This is a genomic window from Lutibacter flavus (assembly GCF_900188355.1).
Taxonomy (GTDB): domain Bacteria; phylum Bacteroidota; class Bacteroidia; order Flavobacteriales; family Flavobacteriaceae; genus Lutibacter; species Lutibacter flavus.
On the sequence record NZ_FZNX01000004.1, the window covers coordinates 110350 to 130534 of the forward strand.

Annotated in this window: 23 protein-coding genes and 2 tRNA genes; 7 read left to right on the forward strand and 18 right to left on the reverse strand. The window is 29.8% G+C overall.

Features of this window, described 5'->3' with window-relative positions; all coding sequences use genetic code 11:
- The first annotated feature begins 1 nt into the window (after position 1).
- Positions 2–808: a mechanosensitive ion channel family protein gene (locus CHB63_RS11700; RefSeq protein ID WP_089378666.1), complete on the forward strand. Its 807-nt coding sequence runs from the start codon at positions 2–4 to the stop codon at positions 806–808.
- A 9-nt stretch (positions 809–817) separates the two neighbouring features.
- On the opposite strand, the gene tsaB is transcribed toward CHB63_RS11700, so the two are convergent.
- From tsaB to cyoE, 10 genes are all read right to left on the reverse strand, one after another.
- Positions 818–1492, reverse strand: a complete 675-nt coding sequence (gene tsaB / locus CHB63_RS11705) for a tRNA (adenosine(37)-N6)-threonylcarbamoyltransferase complex dimerization subunit type 1 TsaB (RefSeq protein ID WP_089378667.1) — start codon at positions 1490–1492, stop codon at positions 818–820.
- 97 nt (positions 1493–1589) lie between these two features.
- The gene (locus CHB63_RS11710; RefSeq protein WP_089378668.1) at positions 1590–2918 is read right to left on the reverse strand and encodes a TolC family protein; all 1329 of its coding nucleotides are present in this window, start codon (positions 2916–2918) and stop codon (positions 1590–1592) included.
- 169 nt (positions 2919–3087) lie between these two features.
- Positions 3088–3297 carry a hypothetical protein gene (locus tag CHB63_RS11715; protein ID WP_089378669.1) on the reverse strand — a complete coding sequence of 70 codons (210 nt, stop codon included), beginning with the start codon at positions 3295–3297 and terminating at the stop codon, positions 3088–3090.
- 1 nt (position 3298) lies between these two features.
- Positions 3299–3814 (reverse strand): DUF420 domain-containing protein, encoded by a 516-nt coding sequence (locus CHB63_RS11720; RefSeq protein WP_089378670.1) that lies wholly within the window; start codon positions 3812–3814, stop codon positions 3299–3301.
- A complete protein-coding gene (locus CHB63_RS11725; protein ID WP_089378671.1) occupies positions 3814–4440 on the reverse strand; it encodes an SCO family protein in 627 nt (208 codons plus the stop codon). The genes CHB63_RS11720 and CHB63_RS11725 overlap by 1 nt, the downstream gene beginning before the upstream one ends.
- A 5-nt stretch (positions 4441–4445) precedes the next feature.
- A complete protein-coding gene (locus tag CHB63_RS11730) occupies positions 4446–5093 on the reverse strand; it encodes a hypothetical protein (RefSeq protein WP_089378672.1) in 648 nt (215 codons plus the stop codon).
- A 69-nt stretch (positions 5094–5162) separates the two neighbouring features.
- Positions 5163–5516 (reverse strand): cytochrome C oxidase subunit IV family protein, encoded by a 354-nt coding sequence (locus tag CHB63_RS11735; RefSeq protein WP_089378673.1) that lies wholly within the window; start codon positions 5514–5516, stop codon positions 5163–5165.
- Between the two features lie 19 nt (positions 5517–5535).
- Complete coding sequence (locus CHB63_RS11740; protein ID WP_089378941.1) at positions 5536–6516, reverse strand: cytochrome c oxidase subunit 3; 981 nt, start codon at positions 6514–6516, stop codon at positions 5536–5538.
- A 55-nt stretch (positions 6517–6571) separates the two neighbouring features.
- Entirely contained in the window at positions 6572–7153 is a 582-nt protein-coding gene (locus CHB63_RS11745) for a cytochrome c oxidase subunit 3 (protein WP_089378674.1), read from the reverse strand.
- Between the two features lie 15 nt (positions 7154–7168).
- Entirely contained in the window at positions 7169–8074 is a 906-nt protein-coding gene (cyoE, locus tag CHB63_RS11750) for a heme o synthase (RefSeq protein ID WP_089378675.1), read from the reverse strand.
- Between the two features lie 181 nt (positions 8075–8255).
- Here cyoE and CHB63_RS11755 point away from each other — a divergent pair.
- The 3 genes from CHB63_RS11755 (at position 8256) to CHB63_RS11765 (ending at position 9570) form a co-directional block, all read left to right on the forward strand.
- Positions 8256–8327: transfer RNA gene (locus CHB63_RS11755), tRNA-Gly, on the forward strand.
- 22 nt (positions 8328–8349) lie between these two features.
- Positions 8350–8435, forward strand: a tRNA-Leu gene (locus CHB63_RS11760).
- Between the two features lie 433 nt (positions 8436–8868).
- The gene (locus tag CHB63_RS11765) at positions 8869–9570 is read left to right on the forward strand and encodes an urease accessory protein UreH domain-containing protein (RefSeq protein ID WP_089378676.1); all 702 of its coding nucleotides are present in this window, start codon (positions 8869–8871) and stop codon (positions 9568–9570) included.
- A 286-nt stretch (positions 9571–9856) separates the two neighbouring features.
- Here the strand turns inward: CHB63_RS11765 and CHB63_RS17175 are convergent, their stop codons facing one another.
- From CHB63_RS17175 to hisC, 7 genes are all read right to left on the reverse strand, one after another.
- Positions 9857–10003 (reverse strand): hypothetical protein, encoded by a 147-nt coding sequence (locus tag CHB63_RS17175; RefSeq protein WP_176420359.1) that lies wholly within the window; start codon positions 10001–10003, stop codon positions 9857–9859.
- Between the two features lie 68 nt (positions 10004–10071).
- Positions 10072–10956, reverse strand: coding sequence for a flavin reductase family protein (locus CHB63_RS11770; protein WP_089378677.1), 885 nt, complete (start codon positions 10954–10956; stop codon positions 10072–10074).
- Positions 10957–10962: 6 nt separating this feature from the next.
- Complete coding sequence (gene fahA / locus CHB63_RS11775; protein ID WP_089378678.1) at positions 10963–12198, reverse strand: fumarylacetoacetase; 1236 nt, start codon at positions 12196–12198, stop codon at positions 10963–10965.
- Positions 12199–12218: 20 nt separating this feature from the next.
- On the reverse strand, positions 12219–13964 hold the full coding sequence (locus CHB63_RS11780) for an aromatic amino acid hydroxylase (protein ID WP_089378679.1): 1746 nt from the start codon (positions 13962–13964) through the stop codon (positions 12219–12221).
- 16 nt (positions 13965–13980) lie between these two features.
- Positions 13981–15147, reverse strand: coding sequence for a 4-hydroxyphenylpyruvate dioxygenase (gene hppD / locus CHB63_RS11785; RefSeq protein WP_089378680.1), 1167 nt, complete (start codon positions 15145–15147; stop codon positions 13981–13983).
- A gap of 12 nt (positions 15148–15159) precedes the next feature.
- A complete protein-coding gene (locus tag CHB63_RS11790; protein WP_089378681.1) occupies positions 15160–16320 on the reverse strand; it encodes a homogentisate 1,2-dioxygenase in 1161 nt (386 codons plus the stop codon).
- Between the two features lie 33 nt (positions 16321–16353).
- Positions 16354–17478, reverse strand: coding sequence for a histidinol-phosphate transaminase (hisC, locus tag CHB63_RS11795; protein WP_089378682.1), 1125 nt, complete (start codon positions 17476–17478; stop codon positions 16354–16356).
- Positions 17479–17666: 188 nt separating this feature from the next.
- Here hisC and CHB63_RS11800 point away from each other — a divergent pair, with 188 nt between their 5' ends.
- The 3 genes from CHB63_RS11800 (at position 17667) to CHB63_RS17055 (ending at position 18819) form a co-directional block, all read left to right on the forward strand.
- Positions 17667–18155, forward strand: coding sequence for an Lrp/AsnC family transcriptional regulator (locus CHB63_RS11800; protein ID WP_089378683.1), 489 nt, complete (start codon positions 17667–17669; stop codon positions 18153–18155).
- A gap of 41 nt (positions 18156–18196) precedes the next feature.
- The gene (locus CHB63_RS11805) at positions 18197–18517 is read left to right on the forward strand and encodes a hypothetical protein (RefSeq protein ID WP_089378684.1); all 321 of its coding nucleotides are present in this window, start codon (positions 18197–18199) and stop codon (positions 18515–18517) included.
- Positions 18518–18624: 107 nt separating this feature from the next.
- Positions 18625–18819 (forward strand): hypothetical protein, encoded by a 195-nt coding sequence (locus CHB63_RS17055; protein WP_141107305.1) that lies wholly within the window; start codon positions 18625–18627, stop codon positions 18817–18819.
- 340 nt (positions 18820–19159) lie between these two features.
- On the opposite strand, the gene hypE is transcribed toward CHB63_RS17055, so the two are convergent.
- Positions 19160–20185 carry a hydrogenase expression/formation protein HypE gene (gene hypE / locus CHB63_RS11810; RefSeq protein WP_089378685.1) on the reverse strand — a complete coding sequence of 342 codons (1026 nt, stop codon included), beginning with the start codon at positions 20183–20185 and terminating at the stop codon, positions 19160–19162.

Genomic DNA, 20185 nt, shown 5'->3' on the forward strand with positions numbered 1-20185 from the left:
AATGAATTTTCAAAAGTATTTAGATTTGGCTATTGCATTTATTGAAATAAATGCTGTTAACGTTATTGTAGCTTTCTTAATTCTAATAATAGGATTTTGGTTAGTTAAAAAAGTTGTAAAAATTACTAAAAAGGTAATGTCTAAAAGTGGTGTTGATGAAACACTCCAAAAGTTTTTAGGGAATTTACTAGGTTGGGGATTAAAAATATTGATTTTTATAACTGCAATTTCTCAAGTTGGAGTTGAAACTACCTCTTTTATTGCAATTTTGGGAGCTGCTGGTTTGGCTGTTGGTTTAGCATTACAAGGCGCATTAGCAAATTTTGCTGGTGGGGCGTTGATAATGATATTTAAACCATTTAAAGTTGGTGATTTAATTGAAGCTCAAGGAGAAATTGGAACGGTAAAAGAGATTCAGATTTTTGTAACTAAATTAATTTCTCCTGGCAATAAATTAGTTATTGTACCTAATGGAATCTTATCAAATGGAAACATAAAAAACTATACTGAACTTGGTATGTTACGAGTTGATTTAATTTTTGGAGTTAGTTACGATGCGGATATTAAAAAAACGAAAGAAGTTTTATTGAATGTAATGTTAAATAATTCGAAAGTTTTAAAAGATCCTGCACCAAGTGTAAATGTTTCCGAATTAGCGGATAGTTCAGTTAATTTTGCGGTTAGACCTTGGGCTACACCTGAAAATTATTGGAGTGTATATTTTGGTATTATTGAAGAATGTAAATACGCACTTGATAGAGCTGGAATAGAAATACCTTATCCACACCAAGTTGAAATAAGAAAATAAACTTATTTGTTAGATTATCTTTTTAGGTTTAGTTACTAAAAAATCCTTTAAATAAAATGGCTCAAAATAAGCGACATCTTCGATGTCGTTTATTTTGTACTTTTCATATGAAAGTAACGACATTTCTTTTGCGGAAGGAAATTTGTTATCTATAAAATTGGCATTTTTGTGAGTTATTATTTCTTTGCATTTTTCAGCACCATCACCTAAAAAATAAACTTTGTACTCATTTAAATATTCACTAAATGATGTCTCATCAATAATTTCAGCAAGTATATTTCTCATACTGTTATTATTTTTAAAAACTTCACTATAAACTTCCATTCTTCGGGCATCTAAAAGAGGAATTGTTATACCATTCGAAATAGAAACAGAATTAGCTAAAGATTTAAGAGTGTTTATGGAGATTAACGGAATGTTTAAAGCGAAACAGAGGCCTTTTGCCGCCGAAACACCAATTCTTAAGCCAGTATAAGACCCAGGACCTTTACTTACCGCTATAGCGTCTAAATCTGTTATTTTAATTTTTGATTCTTTAATTACATCTTTAATAAACTCATGAAGTTTTTCTGCATGAGAATAGCCTCCATCATTAATTTCCTTTAAACTAACTGTTTCTCCATTGTGAGCTAAGCTTACAGAGCAGTTTTTTGTTGCAGTTTCAATATTTAAAATATAAGCCAAATCTTAAAATTTAAATGCAAAGATACTTAATTTGAAAGCTATAAAACAAAACATCCAACTTAAAAGCTGGATGTTTGAAATTATTATTTATAAAAAATTAATCTAATACTATAGGTTCCCCAAAATAAAATTTTAACACTTTAGATTTAAATATATAATCATATTTTGCTCTAATTATAGCACCTTCAGAATTTACCAACCTGTTTCTAACTTGATCAAAATCAAAAGATGTCATAACGCCAGAATTATAACTTTCTTGAGCATTTTTAAATGCTTCCTTTTGGGCTATTAAAGATTTTTCTGCAGATTCGTACGCTTTTGCGGCAGCTTTGGCATCGTAAAAGGCTTTTTGAATAGTTTGCTGTAATTGTAATTTTGCATTATCTAAACCAAATTTAGAAATCTCATAATTAATCATTTGCCTATTTACGTTCGATTTAGTTTGGTTTCTATTGAAAATAGGAATATTTACGCTAAAACTTATTCCATAACCCAAATTATCATCTAATTGAGTAAAGTATGGAATATGAGAGTTGTTTTTAAGATTGTAACCATAACCTGTTCCAACATTTGCTCCAAGACTCACTGAAGGTAAAAAACTAGCTTTAGCAATTTCAACAGATAAATCAGATAATTCTATATCCAATTCAGCTCTTTTAATTTCAGGTCTGTTTGTTAATGCTTTTTGATAAACTTCATTTGCATTTTTATATAACATAGCTAATGAAGGAGAATCAATCTCAAGAACCTGTACATCAAAATTTGTAGGATTGATTTGTAATAATTGAGCTAAATCTAATAAAGCTAAACTTAGTGTATTTTCATTTAAAATAACAGATTGTTCGTCTGCAGCGGCTGTAGATTGAGTGTTTAACAAATCACTTCTAGGTTTATCTCCAGCTTCAAATAGCGCTTTCGCACTTTCAATTTGTTTTTTACTTATTTCATATTGAACTTTTGCAACATTTAAATTCTCTTTAGCAAATAATACGTTTAAATAAGAATTAACTACAAATAATGAAATATCATCTTGAATTTTCTCTAAATCAAGCTTACTTGATTCAACCCCAAGTTGAGCCTGTTTGTACGTATTTAAATTTCTATAGCCATTAAAAACAGTTATCCCAGAATTAATACCAAAAGATCCCCCAAAAGTACTTGTTGAAACCCTATCTTGAGAAACCGGGTCAAATCCTGAACCCAAATTTAAATTTCCATTTGTAGAAGCGTTTAAATTTGGTAAAAAATTCCCTTTAGCGTTTATAACATTTTCTTCACTTATAGCAACATTTAGTTTGTTTTGTTTTATAGAAATGTTATTGTCTAATGCGTATTCAACACATTCTTGAAGTGTCCATTTTTTATCTTGTGCATTTAAAGAAATAAATAATGCAAATGCCAAAATAGTAACAATTTTTGTTCTCATTATATATATTTGAGTTTTATTAGTTTTTAATTAACATCAATAAATTTTTACCGAAATTATTAACTATTTTGCTCAAATTAGAACAATTCAAATTTATTCGGTTTAGGTGATTTTGTTATATGACGACTAAAATTATTATTTGTTACACATTTAGTCTCTTATAGAAATGTTAAATTTTCTGCTTTCTTTTATATTTTATAATGAAATATAAAAGTGTGCCTACTAAAATATATGGAAATATCATTAAATATAAGATACCTGTATTTAATCCTTCTGCTTCTGAAGCGTTGCCACTTTCAACAACTGCCTTGCACATAGCGCATTGTGCATTAACTATTTGAAAGCCTAAAATAAAAAATGGAACAAGTAATTTTTTCATTTTAATAATATGGTGAAATCATTAAATATACAACTACACCGATAATAGCAACATATAACCATAAAGGAAATGTTATACGGGCAATTTTTTTATGAAGCTCAATATTGTTAGTAATTGCTCTAACAAATGTTATTAAAACAAATGGAATTACAGCAATAGATAAAAGAATATGAGAGATCAGTACAATAAAATAAACTGTTTTAATTGTTCCCTCACCACCATATTTTGTGGATTCTGAAGTCATATGATATGCTACATATAAAACTAAAAACAGTACTGAAAACACAATTGCTGTTTTCATTAATTTTTCGTGTAATTTTATTTTTTTATTTTTAATTGCCCAAAAAGCAACTATTAAAAGTAACGCAGTTAACGCATTAATTGAAGCGTAAATTGGAGGTAAAAAAACAGGGAGCTTAATATCTATTTTTACGCCAAATAAAACAGCTACAACTACAGGTATTGCTATTGATAAAATAACAATCCATTTATTATATTTTTTAGCTTCTAAATTCATTATTCTTTTAATAAAACGGCAATATCTTCTTTAATCATTTGAACTCCTTTTGGATCTAGTCCATCATAAAAGGCAATTGGGTTTCCAAGATCATCTAACCTCGATCTAATAATTCCTTTTTTATCAACCAAAGCAAACATTCCAGAATGTTCAAAACCGCCTTCGGCTTCACTATTTTCACCCGCATACAAGGCAATACCTTTATTGGCTAATTCATATATTTTAGCTTTGTCACCTGTTAAAAAGTTCCAGGTTTTTAAAGTTGCACCGTGTGTTTTTGCATATTCTTTCAATATTTTTGGCGTGTCATATTCTGGATTTATGCTAAATGAAGCGACTCCAAAATCTAAATTACCATAATATTCATTTTGAAGTTTCACCATATTGGCATTCATTTTAGGACAAATAGTTGGACAAGTAGTAAAGAAAAATTCTATAACATACACTTTTCCTTCATAAAATGAATTCGAAATAAGTTTGTTATCTTGATTGGTGAATTCAAAATTTGGGACTTCTCCTATTTTAACTAAAGTTGGAGTTTTAAATTTATCTACAATTTTTGGGATTACATAAATTCCAAAAATTAAAATAATAAACGCAATTCCTACGTATGAATATTTTTTCATTTTAATTAGATTTCTCTTTTTCTTCGTTTTTCTTTTTCAGCAGATTTTTTTAATTGATAGTAAATAATAGAAATGTCATCAATCATTTTATTTTTTAACGTCGAAATAGATTTCATATTATAACCATATAATTTACCATCTGTTGAATCATCATCATCTTTTCTACCGCGCAAACGTAATTCCTTATCAATTATATAAGCATTTTCTGAATAGAAGTTTTCATTCAGTTTAAATGGAGTCTCAAAACTGTTAAATAACGTATTAATGTTGGTAGCGTTTGTGTAAACAAAATTCCATTTACTAATATCGGTATAGGCAGAAAGTTCTTCAATAGCACCCTTATATTCCGTTTCAGTACCTTCTGGAAAAATTACAACAATTTGGAAAAAGGGTTTTTGGTAAAATCGTTTGTAAATTGTTTGATTTAAATTAAACATGCTTCCTTTTGCAGTGTTTATTTCATTTCCTAAAAAGCAAACGATTGATAAATTTTCAGAAAAAGAGGCAGTAGATAATGGGTTGATATCTTTTAAATCTAATACATTTTCAGTTAATATTGGCAGGTTAGAATATTTGTAAATTCCTTTTGAAAGAAAAATATAAAATACCAATGGCAAAATAAATAAGCTAAATAGAACCCAGAATTTTTTCATTATGTTTTTTGCAAAAATAAAAAAAGGTGGTTAAAAAAACCACCTTTATCAATTAAATATTTTATTGTACTAGTAATTCCACTTAACCAGTGGGGCTAATACATCGTTTATATAACTTCCTTCAATTAGTAATAAAGTAGCCAAATAAATTATTAGAAATATTGCTGTCCAAACAACAGCTCTTCTTAAACTTTTAGTTTCGTCTGCCATATGCATGAAAAACCAAGTAATATAATATGCTTTTACAAGTGTTAAAACAAGGAAAATAATATTTAAAGGGCTTGTTCCTAATACTTTTGTTAAGTGTAATACTTCAGGTTTTATAATTCCTAAAATAACTTCAACTATTGTAATAACAGAAAGAATGATGAATACTTTCCAAATTAATCCTGTATGAGATTTATGTTCTTGTGCGTGTGCCATTTTGCTGTCTTTTAAAAAATTATACTAAGTAGAAGAATGTGAATACAAATACCCAAACTAAATCTACAAAGTGCCAATACAATCCTACTTTCTCAACCATTTCATAACTCTTTCTTTTTTCATAAGTGCCTAAAATGACATTAAAAAAGATAATGATATTAATAATAACTCCAGATAAAACGTGGAAACCGTGAAACCCAGTTATAAAGAAAAAGAAATCAGCAAATAATGTATTACCATATTCGTTAACTTTTAAATTTGCACCTTTTACAACAATATTGGTTTCGTTTAAATACGACATGGCATTTTCACGAGGGATAATTGTTTTTGTTTTTGTTTCAGGATTAATAAGTTCTGTTCTTATTGTTAATTCTGGATGTGCGTTAAACCCATCAATTACTTCTTTTACTGAAAAAGGAGGTAAAGCAGCTTCTTCAACAAACCATAATCCTTTATCTCTTGTGTTTTGTACTCTTTCAGAATGTTCAGATGTTACAAAACTTTCTAATGTTACCTGATGACCAGATGCATCTACAAATTGAACAATTTTCCCATCATTTAATTGTACCGCACCATAAGATCCTCCAATAAAATTTTTCCATTCCCAAGCTTGAGAACCCAAAAATATTAAACCTCCAATAATAGTAAGTAACATATAAAAAGTTACTTTTCCTTTTTTCATTTGATGTCCAGCATCAACGGCTAGCACCATTGTAACCGATGAAAATATTAAAATAAAGGTCATTAATGCTACATAATACATTGGCGCATGAACACCATGTAAAAATGGGAAGTGGGTAAAGACTTCATCTGCAATTGGCCAAGATTCTATAAATTTAAAACGCATTAAACCATATGCGGCTAAAAACCCTGAGAATGTTAACGCATCAGATAAAATGAAGAACCACATCATCATTTTACCATAACTTGCACCTAGCGGCTTATTATTTCCACCACTCCAAGTTTTTCCATTAGTTTCAGTAGCAACAGTTGCTTCCATATAAGATTTGTTTTGATTTTTTAGTTTTAGTTCCGCCAAAAATACATTATTTTTTTTATCTAATAAAATAGAAAAATAAAAACAAGTAAATCCACAAGATATCAACAAAATGCCAGAAAATAGCACCAAGTTCTAATCCAAGAGAATCTTTGGAAGAATATTTTTTATTGAAATGATTAAATAACACTACTAAAAGTACAATAATACCTGCAGCAATATGTGCTAAATGAGCTAGCGTAATTCCATAAATAAATGAAGATTTAACGGTGCTATGTTCGCCTGCAAAAACCAATCCTGCATTAAACAATTCATTAAATCCTTCAAATTGAAAATATATAAATCCAATTCCTAAAAGCAGTGTAATTAATAATAAAACACTGGTTAACGGGCGATTGTCTTTTTTAATGAAGTATTTTGCAAGTATAAAAGTAATGCTACTTATAATTATTAAAAGTGTACTTATATAAAATGCTTGAGGTAAATCAAACGAAACCCAATCGCTTCGTTTACGGCTAACTACATATGCACTTGTTAAACCTGCAAACATCATGGTCATACTTATCATTGAAACCCATAACATTGGTTTGGCTGACTTTCTTTGAGCTTGTTTATATTCTTGTTCTAAAGATTTTTTCATTCTGTTAATTCTTTTTTAATGTAAAAATTTATCAACTACATATATTACTTGAATCAAAGTTATGTATAAGACACTAGATAGCATAAGTTGTCTTGCCTCCTTATTTGATTGATGTTTATATAATTTTATAGCATAATATAACATTGTACTTCCCAATGCTACTAAAATAACAGCAGTTACAGGATAAATATAAAAACTTCCTGTCATTTTTAATACTGGAATAATAGAAACAATTATTAAACAAATAGTGTAAATTATTATTTGAATAACTGCTTTTTTATTTTTTTGACCCATTGGCATTAGATTAAAACCTGCTTTTTTATATTCATCATATTGCAACCAAGCTATTGCCCAAAAATGAGGGAATTGCCAAAAGAACTGAATTAAAAACAGCATTCCAGGTTCAATAGAAAAAGTATTTGTTGCAGCTACCCAACCAAGCATAAAAGGAATTGCTCCAGGAATCGCTCCTACAAAAACAGATAATGGTGTTACCGCTTTTAAAGGCGTGTAAATACTGGTATATAAAAAAATGGAAATGGCACCAAATAAGGCACTTTTAGGATTAATGCTATATAATATGGCCAAACCAACAATAGTAAATGAAATTGCGATAACTAATGCCATGGAAACATGCATTCTACCAGTTGGCAGAGGTCTGTTCATAGTGCGTTTCATTAAAGCATCCGTATCTTTTTCAATAATTTGATTAAAAGCATTTGACGCGCCTACCATTAAATAACCTCCAACTGCCAACAAAATTAGCGTGGTAAATTGTATTTCTTCAACAGCTAATAAATACCCGGCTAATGATGAAAAAACAACACTTAGGGATAAACCAACTTTTGTTAATTGCTTAAAATCGCTAAAAATTGCAGAGAAATTCACTTTTTTAGTAATAGAATTTGAAATTTGATTCATTTAATTTAATTAAAATCACTGCAAAGATATTTTATTATTAGAGAATTACAACCTTAAAATAAGGAGATTAAAAAATAATTTGAATAATTTTTGAAAAAGGCTTTGTTGTTTTAAGAATTGTTTTAAATTTGCACTCGCATTTGAGGTAAAATTTAAATGTAACGTTCTTAAAAATATGACTGCGAAAGTAGCTCAGGGGTAGAGCATCACCTTGCCAAGGTGGAGGTCGCGGGTTCAAATCCCGTCTTTCGCTCTACAATATATAAAATACCAATGCTCGAGTGGTGGAATTGGTAGACACGCTGGACTTAAAATCCAGTGGGCTGTAAGGCCCGTATGGGTTCAAGTCCCATCTCGAGTACAAAAACTCTTGTTAATCTTTTGATTTTCAAGAGTTTTTTATTTTTACAGATGTAACTTTAAAAGGTGTATTTTAAGTTGTACCAACATTTTAATTAAACAAGTATTCATCTGTTGTGGTTAAAATGAAAAATAACACATTCTTTAGTTATTTGATTACTAAATTTATTTTTATTTAATAATGTTACTACTTTGTAACCTCAAATAGGCTTGCAGGCAATCCATCTATTTTAAATTAATTAGCTTTTGAAGGTTTGTCAGCCCTTCAAATTTTATAAGAATTAGTTTTTTTTAAATTTTTATTCCAAATTATAATTTTATTTCCTTTAATTTTTGTTTTTGCCCAAGCAAAGGTTTTTATATTATTTGAAATTGAAAATTTATAAAATTTAGATAATAAATTGTAAATTTATATTTTATTATCCTTGTGTGTTATGGAGTTAACGTTTCCTTTGTTTGCTGGTATTATTGCTGCAATGTTGCATGTTATTGCTGGTCCAGATCATTTAGCTGCAGTTACTCCATTTGCTATTGAGAGTAAAAAGAAAGCATGGAAAGTTGGCTTGTTTTGGGGAATTGGGCATTTATTGGGAATGTTATTTATCGGTGTTTTATTTTTATTTTTTAAAGAATTAATTCCTATTGAAAAAATATCTGAACATAGTGAGCAATTTGTCGGGGTTGTTTTAATTGTTTTAGGTTGCTGGATTTTTTTTAAGATTTTTAAAGAAGAAAAAAAACATAAGCATGTTCATGTGCATAGCAATGGGAATCCAATGATACACGAGCACAAACACGTTCATGATTTAGAAAAAAATCACACGCACAAACATCCAAATTTAAAACAAGGAATTATAGCCTCAACCTCGGTTGGATTTATACACGGATTGGCAGGTGTCGCTCATTTTTTATTGTTTTTACCGGTTATTGGTTTTGCAACAAAGCTAGATTCTTCAAAATATATTGTTGGATTTGCAATAGGAACATTGATCGCTATGGTATCTTTTGCAATGGTTATTGGACATGCTTCTGATTATTCAAAAAAAGGACACAATCAAACCTTTTTTAAAGGAATTCGTTTGGCAAGTGGTTTATTTGCTTTAATTATTGGTATTTATTGGACTTTGGCTAATTAGTTAAACTTTTATTCCCGTGGATGTAAGAATTTAAAGATGTGAACTGAGATGAAGCGGACGTTGAAATTCATTAGGATGAGATGCTGAAACAAGTTCACATGACGAAGTGGAATATGTCATTCCTGCGAAGACAGGAATCTAACATTTAATAATGCAGATTCTTCATCCCGTTTCACTTCATTCAGAATGACACTTATTTTGTCATACTGAGTGATAACGAAGTATCTCTAATAGAAATAAATAATGAGATTTCTGCATTCGTAGAAATGACAACTATTTTATAATTTTAACAAATTCTAGGTAATTGTTCCCCAACCAAAGGGCTTACAATTCGTTTACCACCAATTAAACTTTCCATTACAACTTTGTTTGGATGTTCGTTAGTAATTTCACCTATAATTGCTGTGTTTTTACCTTTTTTATGATTTTTCATTCCAGTACTTCATGATTAATACTTGAATCATTAAATTGCTTTATTTTATAATGTTTTAAAAGAAATCTCTAAAGACAAAATAAAATACTTATTGCTCTTTCTAAATTATTATTTTCTAGTTCTAATTTCACCAATTGATGAAGAGCTTCAATTTTTAACTGTTCATTTTCAATGTTTAAAACTTCCAAAATTTCAGGCATTTTTTCTATTTCTTTTTTTGTTGGAATATTTTCATAATTCCCTAATCTTCCAATATTATTTCCTGTAAGAATGTTCGTTTTAAAAATATGTTTAGGTAAATTATCTACACCAATTCCTTTAGCTACAACTGGTTTTGGAATTTCAAATAAAGAATCTTCTGTAACTCTTGCGTACCAACTTCCACCTAAACGAGCAACTAGATCTAATTTTTTAGTGTCTAAATTGTTATTTTTATCCAAAAATTCATTTTTTATATGAATATAAACCACTTTACAAATCACCAAATTTCCCGCTCCTCCTTCATTTCCTAAATGAATTATATTTTCAACTTTACATTCAAAAGAAACCGGAGATTCTAAAACTCGAGGTGGTTTTACTTTTACTGAAGAAACTTCAGTAAGTCCAGATTTTTTAAATTCATTTACTCCTTCTTCATATTCGGTACTTGATAAAGACATTTGTTCTACAATAGGAAAATTAACAATGTTAATTACAACTTCTTTTACCTCTTCAACATTTTGCAACGTATGTTTTGTAGTGTTATCCCTTACTCTTCTGGAAGGTGAAAAAATCAAAATAGGCGGATTTGAACTAAACACATTAAAAAAACTAAACGGACTTAAATTTACTTCTCCTTTTAAATTTATGGTACTTGCAAACGCAATGGGTCTTGGCGCAATCGCCGTTAGTAAAATACTATGCAAATCTTTAGTTGAAATTGAATTTGGATCTATGGAAGTTGTATGTTTCATACTTATTTATTTTGAAGGTAAAATTTGAGCTCTAACTTCACCAAAACCAACTCTTATTTCGTCTTTTTCACAATAACCTCTCATAATAACCGTGTCATAATCTTCAATAAATTTACGATTTTCTCCATTATTAAGTTTAACCGTATTTTTTCCTCCCCAAGATAATTCTAACATCGAACCATATGAGTCTTTATTTTTGCCACTTATAGTTCCTGAAGCCATTAAATCTCCAACATTTAAGTTACACCCATTACTTGTGTGATGCGCCAATTGTTGCGACATATTCCAATACATATATTTGAAATTTGACTTACTTACAACTGTTTCATCTTTTTCATTTGGCGCAATTAAAACTTCTAAATTAATATCGAAATTTTTCAATCCTGAATATTCTAAATGCGTTAATACTTTTGGATTTTGTACTGGACCAGAAACTCTAAAAGGTTCCAAAGCTTCCATTGTTACTACCCAAGGAGACATTGATGAAGCAAAGTTTTTTGCTAAAAAAGGTCCTAAAGGAACATATTCCCATTTTTGAATATCTCTTGCCGACCAATCATTAAAAAGCACTTTTCCAAAAATATACTCTTCTGCTTTTTCTATTGAAACTGAATCTCCAACTTCGGTTTGCTTGCCAATTATAAACCCCATTTCTAATTCAAAATCAACTCTTGCTGAAGGTTGAAAAACTGGAGAAGTTTCATTTGGTTTTAAAACTTGACCTTTTGGTCTGTAAATATTTTTCCCGCTTACCATTATTGAAGAAGCTCTGCCGTGATAACCAACTGGAATGTGTTTCCAATTTGGTAATAAAGCATTTTCAGGATCTCTAAACATCATTCCAACATTTGTAGCGTGCTCAATACTTGAATAAAAATCGGTATAATCTCCAATTTTTACGGGTAAATGCATTTCTACCTCATTTTGATGAATAAATGCTTCTTTTGAAGTTTTTAATACAGAATTATTAGTACATAATTCTTCTTGAATAATTGTTCTAACTTTATTTGTAACTGATTTACCCAATGAAATAAAATCGTTTAAAAAGTTGGATTCAAAAACTGTTTTTGAAATATTTAAGCTTCTAAATAATCCTAATTCAAAAGCAATTGTCAAGTCCAAAACAGATTCTCCAATTGCAATACCAACTCTTTTTTCTAAAGTTGGAGTTGAAAAAATTCCAAACGGAATATTATATATCGTAAAATCTGAATTTTCAGAAATTTTAAACCACGTGTTCATTGTATTTTTATTTAATATTATTAAGACAGTAAATTCAAACCATCTTCAATTAATTTTTTGTGTTTTTTGTTTTGTTTAAGTTCAACCAATTTAGTTAAAACTTTTTTTGAAAAACTATTATTAATAGTATTAACTAATTCATAAATTTCCAAAAATAACAACCATTCTTCAGAATAATTTTCTAAAACATCATTAAAAATAATTTCAATTTTTTCTAACGCTATTTCTTTTGATTCTCTTATTGTTCTAATGCTTTTATAATAAGAGTGAAGTTTTAATTCTTTTTCAAAATAGGATATTTTGTGGGTTTTCTCTTTAGGAACTTTATAAATATCATTAAAAGATTCGCAAGATGCAGGACCAGAAAACGCTGAAACTATTTCTTTTCCAACAGCCATATCATAAATTCCCCACTCTTGTTTAAATAAAACTTCGTTCTTATAAGTAACGGTACAATTTTTAAATGAAATCAATAAAATTTTTCCTTGTAAATCTCTTTTTCCGGTAATAATTTGTCCGCTAACTTTTATGCCACCTTCAAAAAGTAATTCTGTTTTTAATCCTTCATAAATACCATATACTTCCAAATCTTTGGGAGACATATTTTCAATAGCCAAATTAATTCCTTCAAGTTTTCCAATTGGGCTTCCAAATCCCTCTTTATGATAGTTTACGCCGTGGCCAATCAATTCTTTATCTCTTGAAGCCAAAGCAGTTTCACCAGTTGTTTGAATATAAATCGGTTTGTTTTCATTGCTAATAACATTTGTAAAAACTCCTGAAATTTGTAAGCCCGTACTTAATTCAATAGTTCCAATATTAGTTGAAGCTATCAATTTTTCAATACCAGACAAACCACCTTTTCGCAGCGCCATCGTATTTGCAAATTTTTCTAAAACATAGCTTAAATGGGCAAAATTAGGAGTTACAAATAATTGTGGTTGTGGTTTTGTAATATCAAAATTCATTTTTGCTGCTTCTATTGAATACGCTATTTTTATAACCTCATTTTTTAAACAAGATTTGCTTTCGCCAATTGAAGATAATAATCCAGCTCCATAAATTTTAGGATTTTCTAACTCACCAATTAAACCATATTCAACAGTCCACCAATGCAGGTTTCTTATTTGAGCCATTTCAGACAAATCGCCCAAATTATTTTGGAGTTTATTGACAGCTTCCATTGCTTTTTCAATTTCGTCTTTTGAAGTGTTCGGATCTTCTTTTACAATAGATAAATGCCTAACGGCCTCATACATTTCATAATCTTTATCAGAAGAAATTGCCTTACTTCCAATTTCGCCAAAACGTCTTAAATATTCAGCATATTCGGGATTTGCAATAATAGGAGCGTGACCAGCAGCTTCGTGAATGATGTCTGGAGCGGGCGTATATTCAATATGTTCAAGTGTTCTAATATCCGATGCAATTACCAAAACATTATACGCCTGAAATTCCATAAACGCGTTTGGAGGAATAAATCCATCAACAGCAACAGCAGCCCATCCAATTTCTTTTAAAATTCGATTCATTCCTTCCATTTTAGGAATGTTATCTATTGAAATTCCAGTTTTTTCTAATCCTTCTAAATAGTAACTATGAGCAGTATTTTTTAAATAATCAATATTTAATCGCATTACATACCTCCATACAGCTTGATTTTGAGCTGTATATGCTTCATAAGGTTGTTTTACAATAAATTTAAGTAAATGTTTTGGCAACTTTTTAGTCACACTATTTAATAATATTTGATAATTAGTTTTCAAATTCGATACCTATAAATTAAAGGGTTCCTCTATTTTCTTGTTCTCTTTCAATTGCTTCAAACAATGCTTTAAAGTTACCTTTTCCAAATGATTGTGCTCCTTTTCTTTGAATAACTTCAAAAAACATTGTTGGTCTGTCTACCACTGGTTTTGTAAATAATTGCAATAAATATCCTTCATCATCTCGGTCAATTAAAATACCATGTTTTTTTAAAACCTCAATATCTTCATCAATTTCTCCAACACGCTCTAACAAATCATCATAATAATTTTCAGGAACATATAAAAACTCAACACCTCTATCTCTCATTTTTGAAACTGTAGCTACAATATTATTTGTTGCTACTGCAATATGCTGAACTCCTGGGCCATTATAAAAATCAATATATTCTTCAATTTGCGATTTCTTTTTTCCTTCAGCTGGTTCATTTATTGGAAATTTAATTCTTCCATTTCCATTGGACATTACTTTACTCATTAAAGCAGTAAAATCAGTCGAAATATCATTATCATCAAACGAAATTATTTGAGCAAACCCCATCACTTTCGCATAAAATTCGCACCATTTATTCATTTCGTTCCAGCCAACATTTCCAACCATATGGTCAACAAATTTTAATCCAACCGGACTAGGATTATAGTGTGTTTCCCATTTTTTAAAATTTGGTAAAAATATTCCTGAATAGTTTTTTCTTTCAACAAAAACATGAACCGTATCTCCATACGTATGAATTCCAGATCGAACTACATATCCGTTTTCACCATCATCTTCTCTTGTTGGTTTCATATAAGATTTGGCACCTCTTTTTGTAGTTTCTTCCCAAGCTTTTGTTGCGTCTTCCACCCAAAGTGCCATAACTTTTACACCATCTCCGTGTTTATTAATATGCTCATTAATTTCTCCTCCTTCTTTTAATGAAGTTGTTAAAACTAATCTGATTTTGTCCTGTTTCAAAACATATGAAACCCGATCTTTCATTCCTGTTTCTAAACCTGCATAAGCTTCAGATTGAAAGCCAAACGCAGTTTTATAATAATGGGCCGATTGCTTTGCATTTCCAACATACAATTCAACATAATCTGTCCCTAATAAAGGCAGAAAATCTTCGGCATCATTAAATAATTTCTTTAAGGAATATTCGGTGTTTTGTAAGTCTTTTAAATTTTTTATTTCTGCTGACATTTTTTAATATTTTTAGTGTGTTTTCCAAGATTTATAGTAATCTTCAACCTGTAATTTTAATGCTTCTTCAGTAATAGATAATGGCCTAAAAGGATCAATCATTACAGCTAGTTCTTCAGTTTCTTTTTTACCAATACTTCGTTCAATTGCTCCTGGATGAGGACCGTGAGGAATTCCGCCTGGATGCAGAGTAATCTGACCTTTTTCAATGTTATTTCTACTCATAAAATCTCCATCAACATAATATAATAGTTCATCAGAATCTATGTTTGAATGATGGTATGGAGCTGGAACGGATTTTGGATGATAATCATACATTCTAGGCACAAAACTGCACACGACAAATCCTGCCGACTCCCAAGTTTGATGAATAGGAGGTGGCATGTGAATTCTTCCAGTTATAGGTTCAAAATTGTGAATTGAAAATGCAAAAGGATAATGAAATCCATCCCATCCAACAACATCAAAAGGGTGGTTTCCATAACTATATTCCCACATATTTCCATGCTTTTTCACTTTTACTTTAAAATCTCCTTTTTCATCTATAGTTTCAAGATTTATTGGTAATTTAAAATCACGTTCGCAAAAGGGTGAATGTTCTAATAATTGACCAAAATTATTGCGGTATCTTTTTGGTGTGAAAATGGGTTCAAAAGATTCTACATATAAAATTCGGTTATCTTCATTATCAAATTCAATTTGATAAACTACGCCTTTTGGAATAATAACATAATCTCCATATTCAAATGAAATTGATCCGTAACAAGTTTTTAATTTTCCTGAACCTTTATGAATGAACAGCATTTCATCGGCATCAGCATTTTTATAGAAATAATCTTTTGAAAATTGTTTTGGAGCGGCTAAACCAATGTGTAAATCGTTATTTACAAACAACGTTTTTCTACTTTCTAAATAGTCTTTTTCTGGCTTTAATGAAAACCCTTTAAAACTCAAAGCTTTCATGTTTTTTTCAACTCCTATTCTTGGAGAAACCGAACCTAAATTTGTAATTTCGTTTACAACTGTTGGAGGATTCACGTGATACAAAAGTGATGAAATCCCAGAAAAACCAGCTGTTCCAAAAAGTTCTTCTTGATACAAACCGCCTTTGGGATTACTAAATACAGTATGTCTTTTACTAGGAATGGTTCCTAAAGTGTGATAACGTGCCATAAATATGATTTTTTTAGTTTTATACTCCAACAATTAGTTAAGTGAAATTACTTTCAGTTTTCTAATTGATTTTATTAAAGCTTCATTAGCCTCTCGTGTTCCTATTGAGATTCTTACTTTTCCAGTAGCTCCAAAATTATCAACAGGTCTAACGGCAATTCCTTCTTCAGCTAAAAATTGCACAAACTCACTGGATGGAATAGGTGGGTTTATTAAATAAAAATTAGCTTGAGTTGGATAAAACCGAATTTCAAGTTTGTTAAACTGTTCTTGCAAATAGATTTTCTCTGACCGAATTGTATCAATGGTTTTTTCAATAAAATCAGTATCTTTTAAAGAAGCTATCGAGCCTTCCAAAGATAATTTAGTAATTAAAAAGGGCTTACAAATTTGGCGTAAATAAGCTGCAACTTCTTCATTCATATAAGAATAGCCAACTCTTAGAGATGCCAATCCATAGGTTTTTGAAAAACTATTAATAGCAATTAAATTAGGATATTTAGAAATGTAGGGTAACGCCGTTGTATAATCTTGTGCATTTGCAAAGTGCCAATAAACTTCGTCAAATACCACAACAATATCTTGAGGTAGTTTATTCAATAAAAATTCTAACTCTACTTTTGAAATATAAGATCCTGTTGGATTGTTTGGACTTGTTAAAAAAATGATTCTTGTTTTTTTAGTAATAGCATTAAGTATTCCTTCCATATTTAAACCGTAATTATCTTCAAATAAAGGGATATCAACAACCGTTGCGCCAGACCAACGAGAAAACATTTTGTAAGGCACAAAACAAGGTGTTGAAACAATCACCTCGTCTCCTTCTTTAACAAAAGCTCGAATAACTAAATCAATTATTTCAGAACCACTCGCCGCGCAAATAAATTGGTCCTTTGTTAATTGATAATTATAATAAATTTCTAAAGCTTCCCGCAGTCTAATATCTGTTGCATCAGGATATAAATGTAAATTTTCAATAGAATTTTTAATAGCTTCTATAGCTAAAGGTGAAGATCCTATTGGGTTTTCATTGGAAGAAAGCTTAAATACTTTTTGGTCTTTATTTTTTGGCAAAACACTTTTTCCGCCTTTGTAAGCGTTTTTAACTGTTAAATAAGGTTTAAAAAGAGATTTTATAGATTTAGTTTTAGTATTCATATGTTATAATTTTTAGGTATAAATACTATTTACACCTTTAACAAATTTATACAATAACAAGAGTAGATGTTTTTTTTAACTATTTGAGTTAGTTAATTTGGTGTTTTTAACTAGAAAAGTCATTTTTTATGTATCTTTATTCTTTAAATGATAATTATCATAGTAACTAAAAAGAATATTCTTCTAAAATGAAATCCAAATTAGATAAAATAGATTTTAAAATTCTAGAAATCCTTCAGAACGACTGCAGAATTACCACAAAAAAATTAGCGGAAAGACTAAATCTTTCATCTACTCCAGTATTTGAAAGAATTAAAAAATTAGAAAAAGAAGGTTTTATTGATAAATATGTAGCAATATTGAACGAACGAAAAATAGGATTGAAACAAACTATTTTTATTGGTGTAAAACTAAAAGGGCATACCCGAAGTTATTTACAGAATTTTCTAAAGCAAGTAAACAGTTTTGAAGAAGTTACTGAATGCTACCAAGTTTCAGGTAATTTCGACTTTTTAGTGAAAATAGTAATAGCTGATATTGATGCTTATGAAACGTTTGTACAAACCAAATTATCTCTTATTTCCGAAATTGGAAATGTACATAGTTATATTGCTATAAAAAAAGGAAAAAATACCACTCATTTGGATCTAAGTTTCCTTAAAGATTCTCTGGAATAAATTAAGAATTAAAGTATCTTTGAGTACCAATTATAAAGTTTATGGAGTTAACGTTTCCTTTATTTGCAGGTATTATTGGCGCAATGTTACATGTGATTTCTGGTCCGGATCATTTAGCAGCAGTTACTTCATTTGCCATTGAGAGTAAAAAGAAAGCTTGGAAAGTTGGTTTGTTTTGGGGGGTTGGTCATTTATTAGGAATGCTATTTATTGGCATATTATTTTTGGGGTTTAAAGAGTTAATTCCTATTGAAAAAATATCTGAACATAGTGAACAATTTGTTGGGGTTGTTTTAATAGTTTTAGGTTGTTGGATCTTTTTTAAGATTTTTTTCATGTGCACAGCAATGGAAATCCAATGATACACTAGCATAAACACGTTCATGATTTAGCAAAGAATCACCCACATAAACATCCAAATTTAAAACAAGGAATTATAGCCTCAACCTCGGTTGGATTTATACACGGATTGGCAGGTGTCGCTCATTTTTTATTGTTTTTACCTGTTATTGGTTTTGTAACAAAGTTAGATTCTTCAAAATATATTGTTGGATTTGCAATAGGAACATTGATCGCTATTGTATCTTTTGCAATGGTGATTGGACATGTTTCTGATTATTCAAAAAAAGGACACAATCAAACTTTTTTAAAGGAATATGTTTAGCAAGTGGTTTATTTGCTTTAATTATTGGTATTTATTGGACTTTGGCTAATTAGTTAAACTTTTATTCCGGTGGATGTAAGAATTTGAAGATGTGAACTGAGATGAAGCGGACGTTGTAATTCATTAGGATGAGATGCTGAAACAAGTTCAGCATGACGAAGTGGAATATGTCATTCCTGCAAAGACAGGAATCTAACATTTAATAATGCAGATTCTTCATTCCGTTTCACTTCATTCAGAATGACACTTATTTTGTCATACTGAGTGATAACGAAGTATCTCTAATAGAAATAAATAATGAGATTCCTGCCTTCGTAGGAAAAACAAGTATTTTATAATTTTAACAAATTCTAGGTAATTGTTCTCCAACCAAAGGGCTTACAATTCGTTTACCACCAATCAAACTTTCCATAACTACTTTATTGGGATGCTCATTTGTAATTTCACCTATAATTGCTGCATTTTTTCCTTTCTTATGATTTCTCATTACATTTAAAACTTCATTTTCTACACTTGGATCTACAACTACTAGAAACACACCTTCATTAGCAACATACATAGGATCTAAACCTAACATTTCACAAGCTGCAGCAACCTGTTTTTCTAAAGGAATAATTGCTTCTTTTAAAAATACTCCTTTGTTTATATCATTAGCAATTTCATGTAAAACAGTTCCTATACCGCCACGTGTTGGGTCTCTAAATAATTTAATTTTATCGCCAAATACATCTAATAAATCATTTACTAAAAAGTTTAAATTGGTTGAATCACTTTCTATAGTAGATTCAAATTCCAACCCTTCACGTTCGCTCATTATTGCCATTCCGTGTTGTGCAATAAATCCGTTTACAATTATTTTATCACCTTCTTTTATATTGTGAACTGATATATTTGCCTTCGGATGCACTTGGCCAAAACCAGTAGTATTAATAAATATTTTATCACCTTTTCCGCGCTCAACAACTTTGGTATCTCCCGTAATAATTAAAACGCCACTTTCATCTGCAGCCTTTTTTATAGATTGTACAATTTCTATAAATTCTGAAACTTTCAATCCTTCTTCAATAATAAAAGCCAAGGATAAATATTTTGGAATTGCGCCACACATTGCAACATCATTTACTGTTCCATGAACTGCCAACTCACCAATATTTCCACCTTTAAAAAAAATTGGAGTAATTACAAAACTATCAGTTGAAATGGCAACTTCACCTTCAATTTTCACAATAGAACCGTCGTGTTTTTGATCTAAATACGGATTGCTAAACGTTTTAAAAATTATTTTATCTAACAAATTTCTAGTTAGCTCTCCGCCGCTTCCGTGTCCTAAATTGATGGTTTCAAAACCTATATTTTCTATGTCCAT

Excerpts from the sequence above, each read along its gene's own strand:
- CHB63_RS11790 (WP_089378681.1), bottom strand. The coding sequence starts at position 16,320 with ATGGCACGTTATCACACTTTAGGAACCATTCCTAGTAAAAGACATACT.
- fahA (WP_089378678.1), bottom strand. The coding sequence starts at position 12,198 with ATGAACACGTGGTTTAAAATTTCTGAAAATTCAGATTTTACGATATAT.
- cyoE (WP_089378675.1), bottom strand. The coding sequence starts at position 8,074 with ATGAATCAAATTTCAAATTCTATTACTAAAAAAGTGAATTTCTCTGCA.
- CHB63_RS11765 (WP_089378676.1), top strand. The coding sequence starts at position 8,869 with ATGGAGTTAACGTTTCCTTTGTTTGCTGGTATTATTGCTGCAATGTTG.
- CHB63_RS11735 (WP_089378673.1), bottom strand. The coding sequence starts at position 5,516 with ATGGCACACGCACAAGAACATAAATCTCATACAGGATTAATTTGGAAA.
- CHB63_RS11715 (WP_089378669.1), bottom strand. The coding sequence starts at position 3,297 with ATGAAAAAATTACTTGTTCCATTTTTTATTTTAGGCTTTCAAATAGTT.
- CHB63_RS11700 (WP_089378666.1), top strand. The coding sequence starts at position 2 with ATGAATTTTCAAAAGTATTTAGATTTGGCTATTGCATTTATTGAAATA.
- CHB63_RS11720 (WP_089378670.1), bottom strand. The coding sequence starts at position 3,814 with ATGAATTTAGAAGCTAAAAAATATAATAAATGGATTGTTATTTTATCA.
- hypE (WP_089378685.1), bottom strand. The coding sequence starts at position 20,185 with ATGGACATAGAAAATATAGGTTTTGAAACCATCAATTTAGGACACGGA.
- CHB63_RS17175 (WP_176420359.1), bottom strand. The coding sequence starts at position 10,003 with ATGAAAAATCATAAAAAAGGTAAAAACACAGCAATTATAGGTGAAATT.
- CHB63_RS11710 (WP_089378668.1), bottom strand. The coding sequence starts at position 2,918 with ATGAGAACAAAAATTGTTACTATTTTGGCATTTGCATTATTTATTTCT.
- hppD (WP_089378680.1), bottom strand. The coding sequence starts at position 15,147 with ATGTCAGCAGAAATAAAAAATTTAAAAGACTTACAAAACACCGAATAT.
- CHB63_RS11770 (WP_089378677.1), bottom strand. The coding sequence starts at position 10,956 with ATGAAACATACAACTTCCATAGATCCAAATTCAATTTCAACTAAAGAT.
- CHB63_RS11725 (WP_089378671.1), bottom strand. The coding sequence starts at position 4,440 with ATGAAAAAATATTCATACGTAGGAATTGCGTTTATTATTTTAATTTTT.
- hisC (WP_089378682.1), bottom strand. The coding sequence starts at position 17,478 with ATGAATACTAAAACTAAATCTATAAAATCTCTTTTTAAACCTTATTTA.
- CHB63_RS11730 (WP_089378672.1), bottom strand. The coding sequence starts at position 5,093 with ATGAAAAAATTCTGGGTTCTATTTAGCTTATTTATTTTGCCATTGGTA.
- CHB63_RS11805 (WP_089378684.1), top strand. The coding sequence starts at position 18,197 with ATGGAGTTAACGTTTCCTTTATTTGCAGGTATTATTGGCGCAATGTTA.
- CHB63_RS11745 (WP_089378674.1), bottom strand. The coding sequence starts at position 7,153 with ATGAAAAAATCTTTAGAACAAGAATATAAACAAGCTCAAAGAAAGTCA.
- CHB63_RS11800 (WP_089378683.1), top strand. The coding sequence starts at position 17,667 with ATGAAATCCAAATTAGATAAAATAGATTTTAAAATTCTAGAAATCCTT.
- CHB63_RS11740 (WP_089378941.1), bottom strand. The coding sequence starts at position 6,516 with ATGGAAGCAACTGTTGCTACTGAAACTAATGGAAAAACTTGGAGTGGT.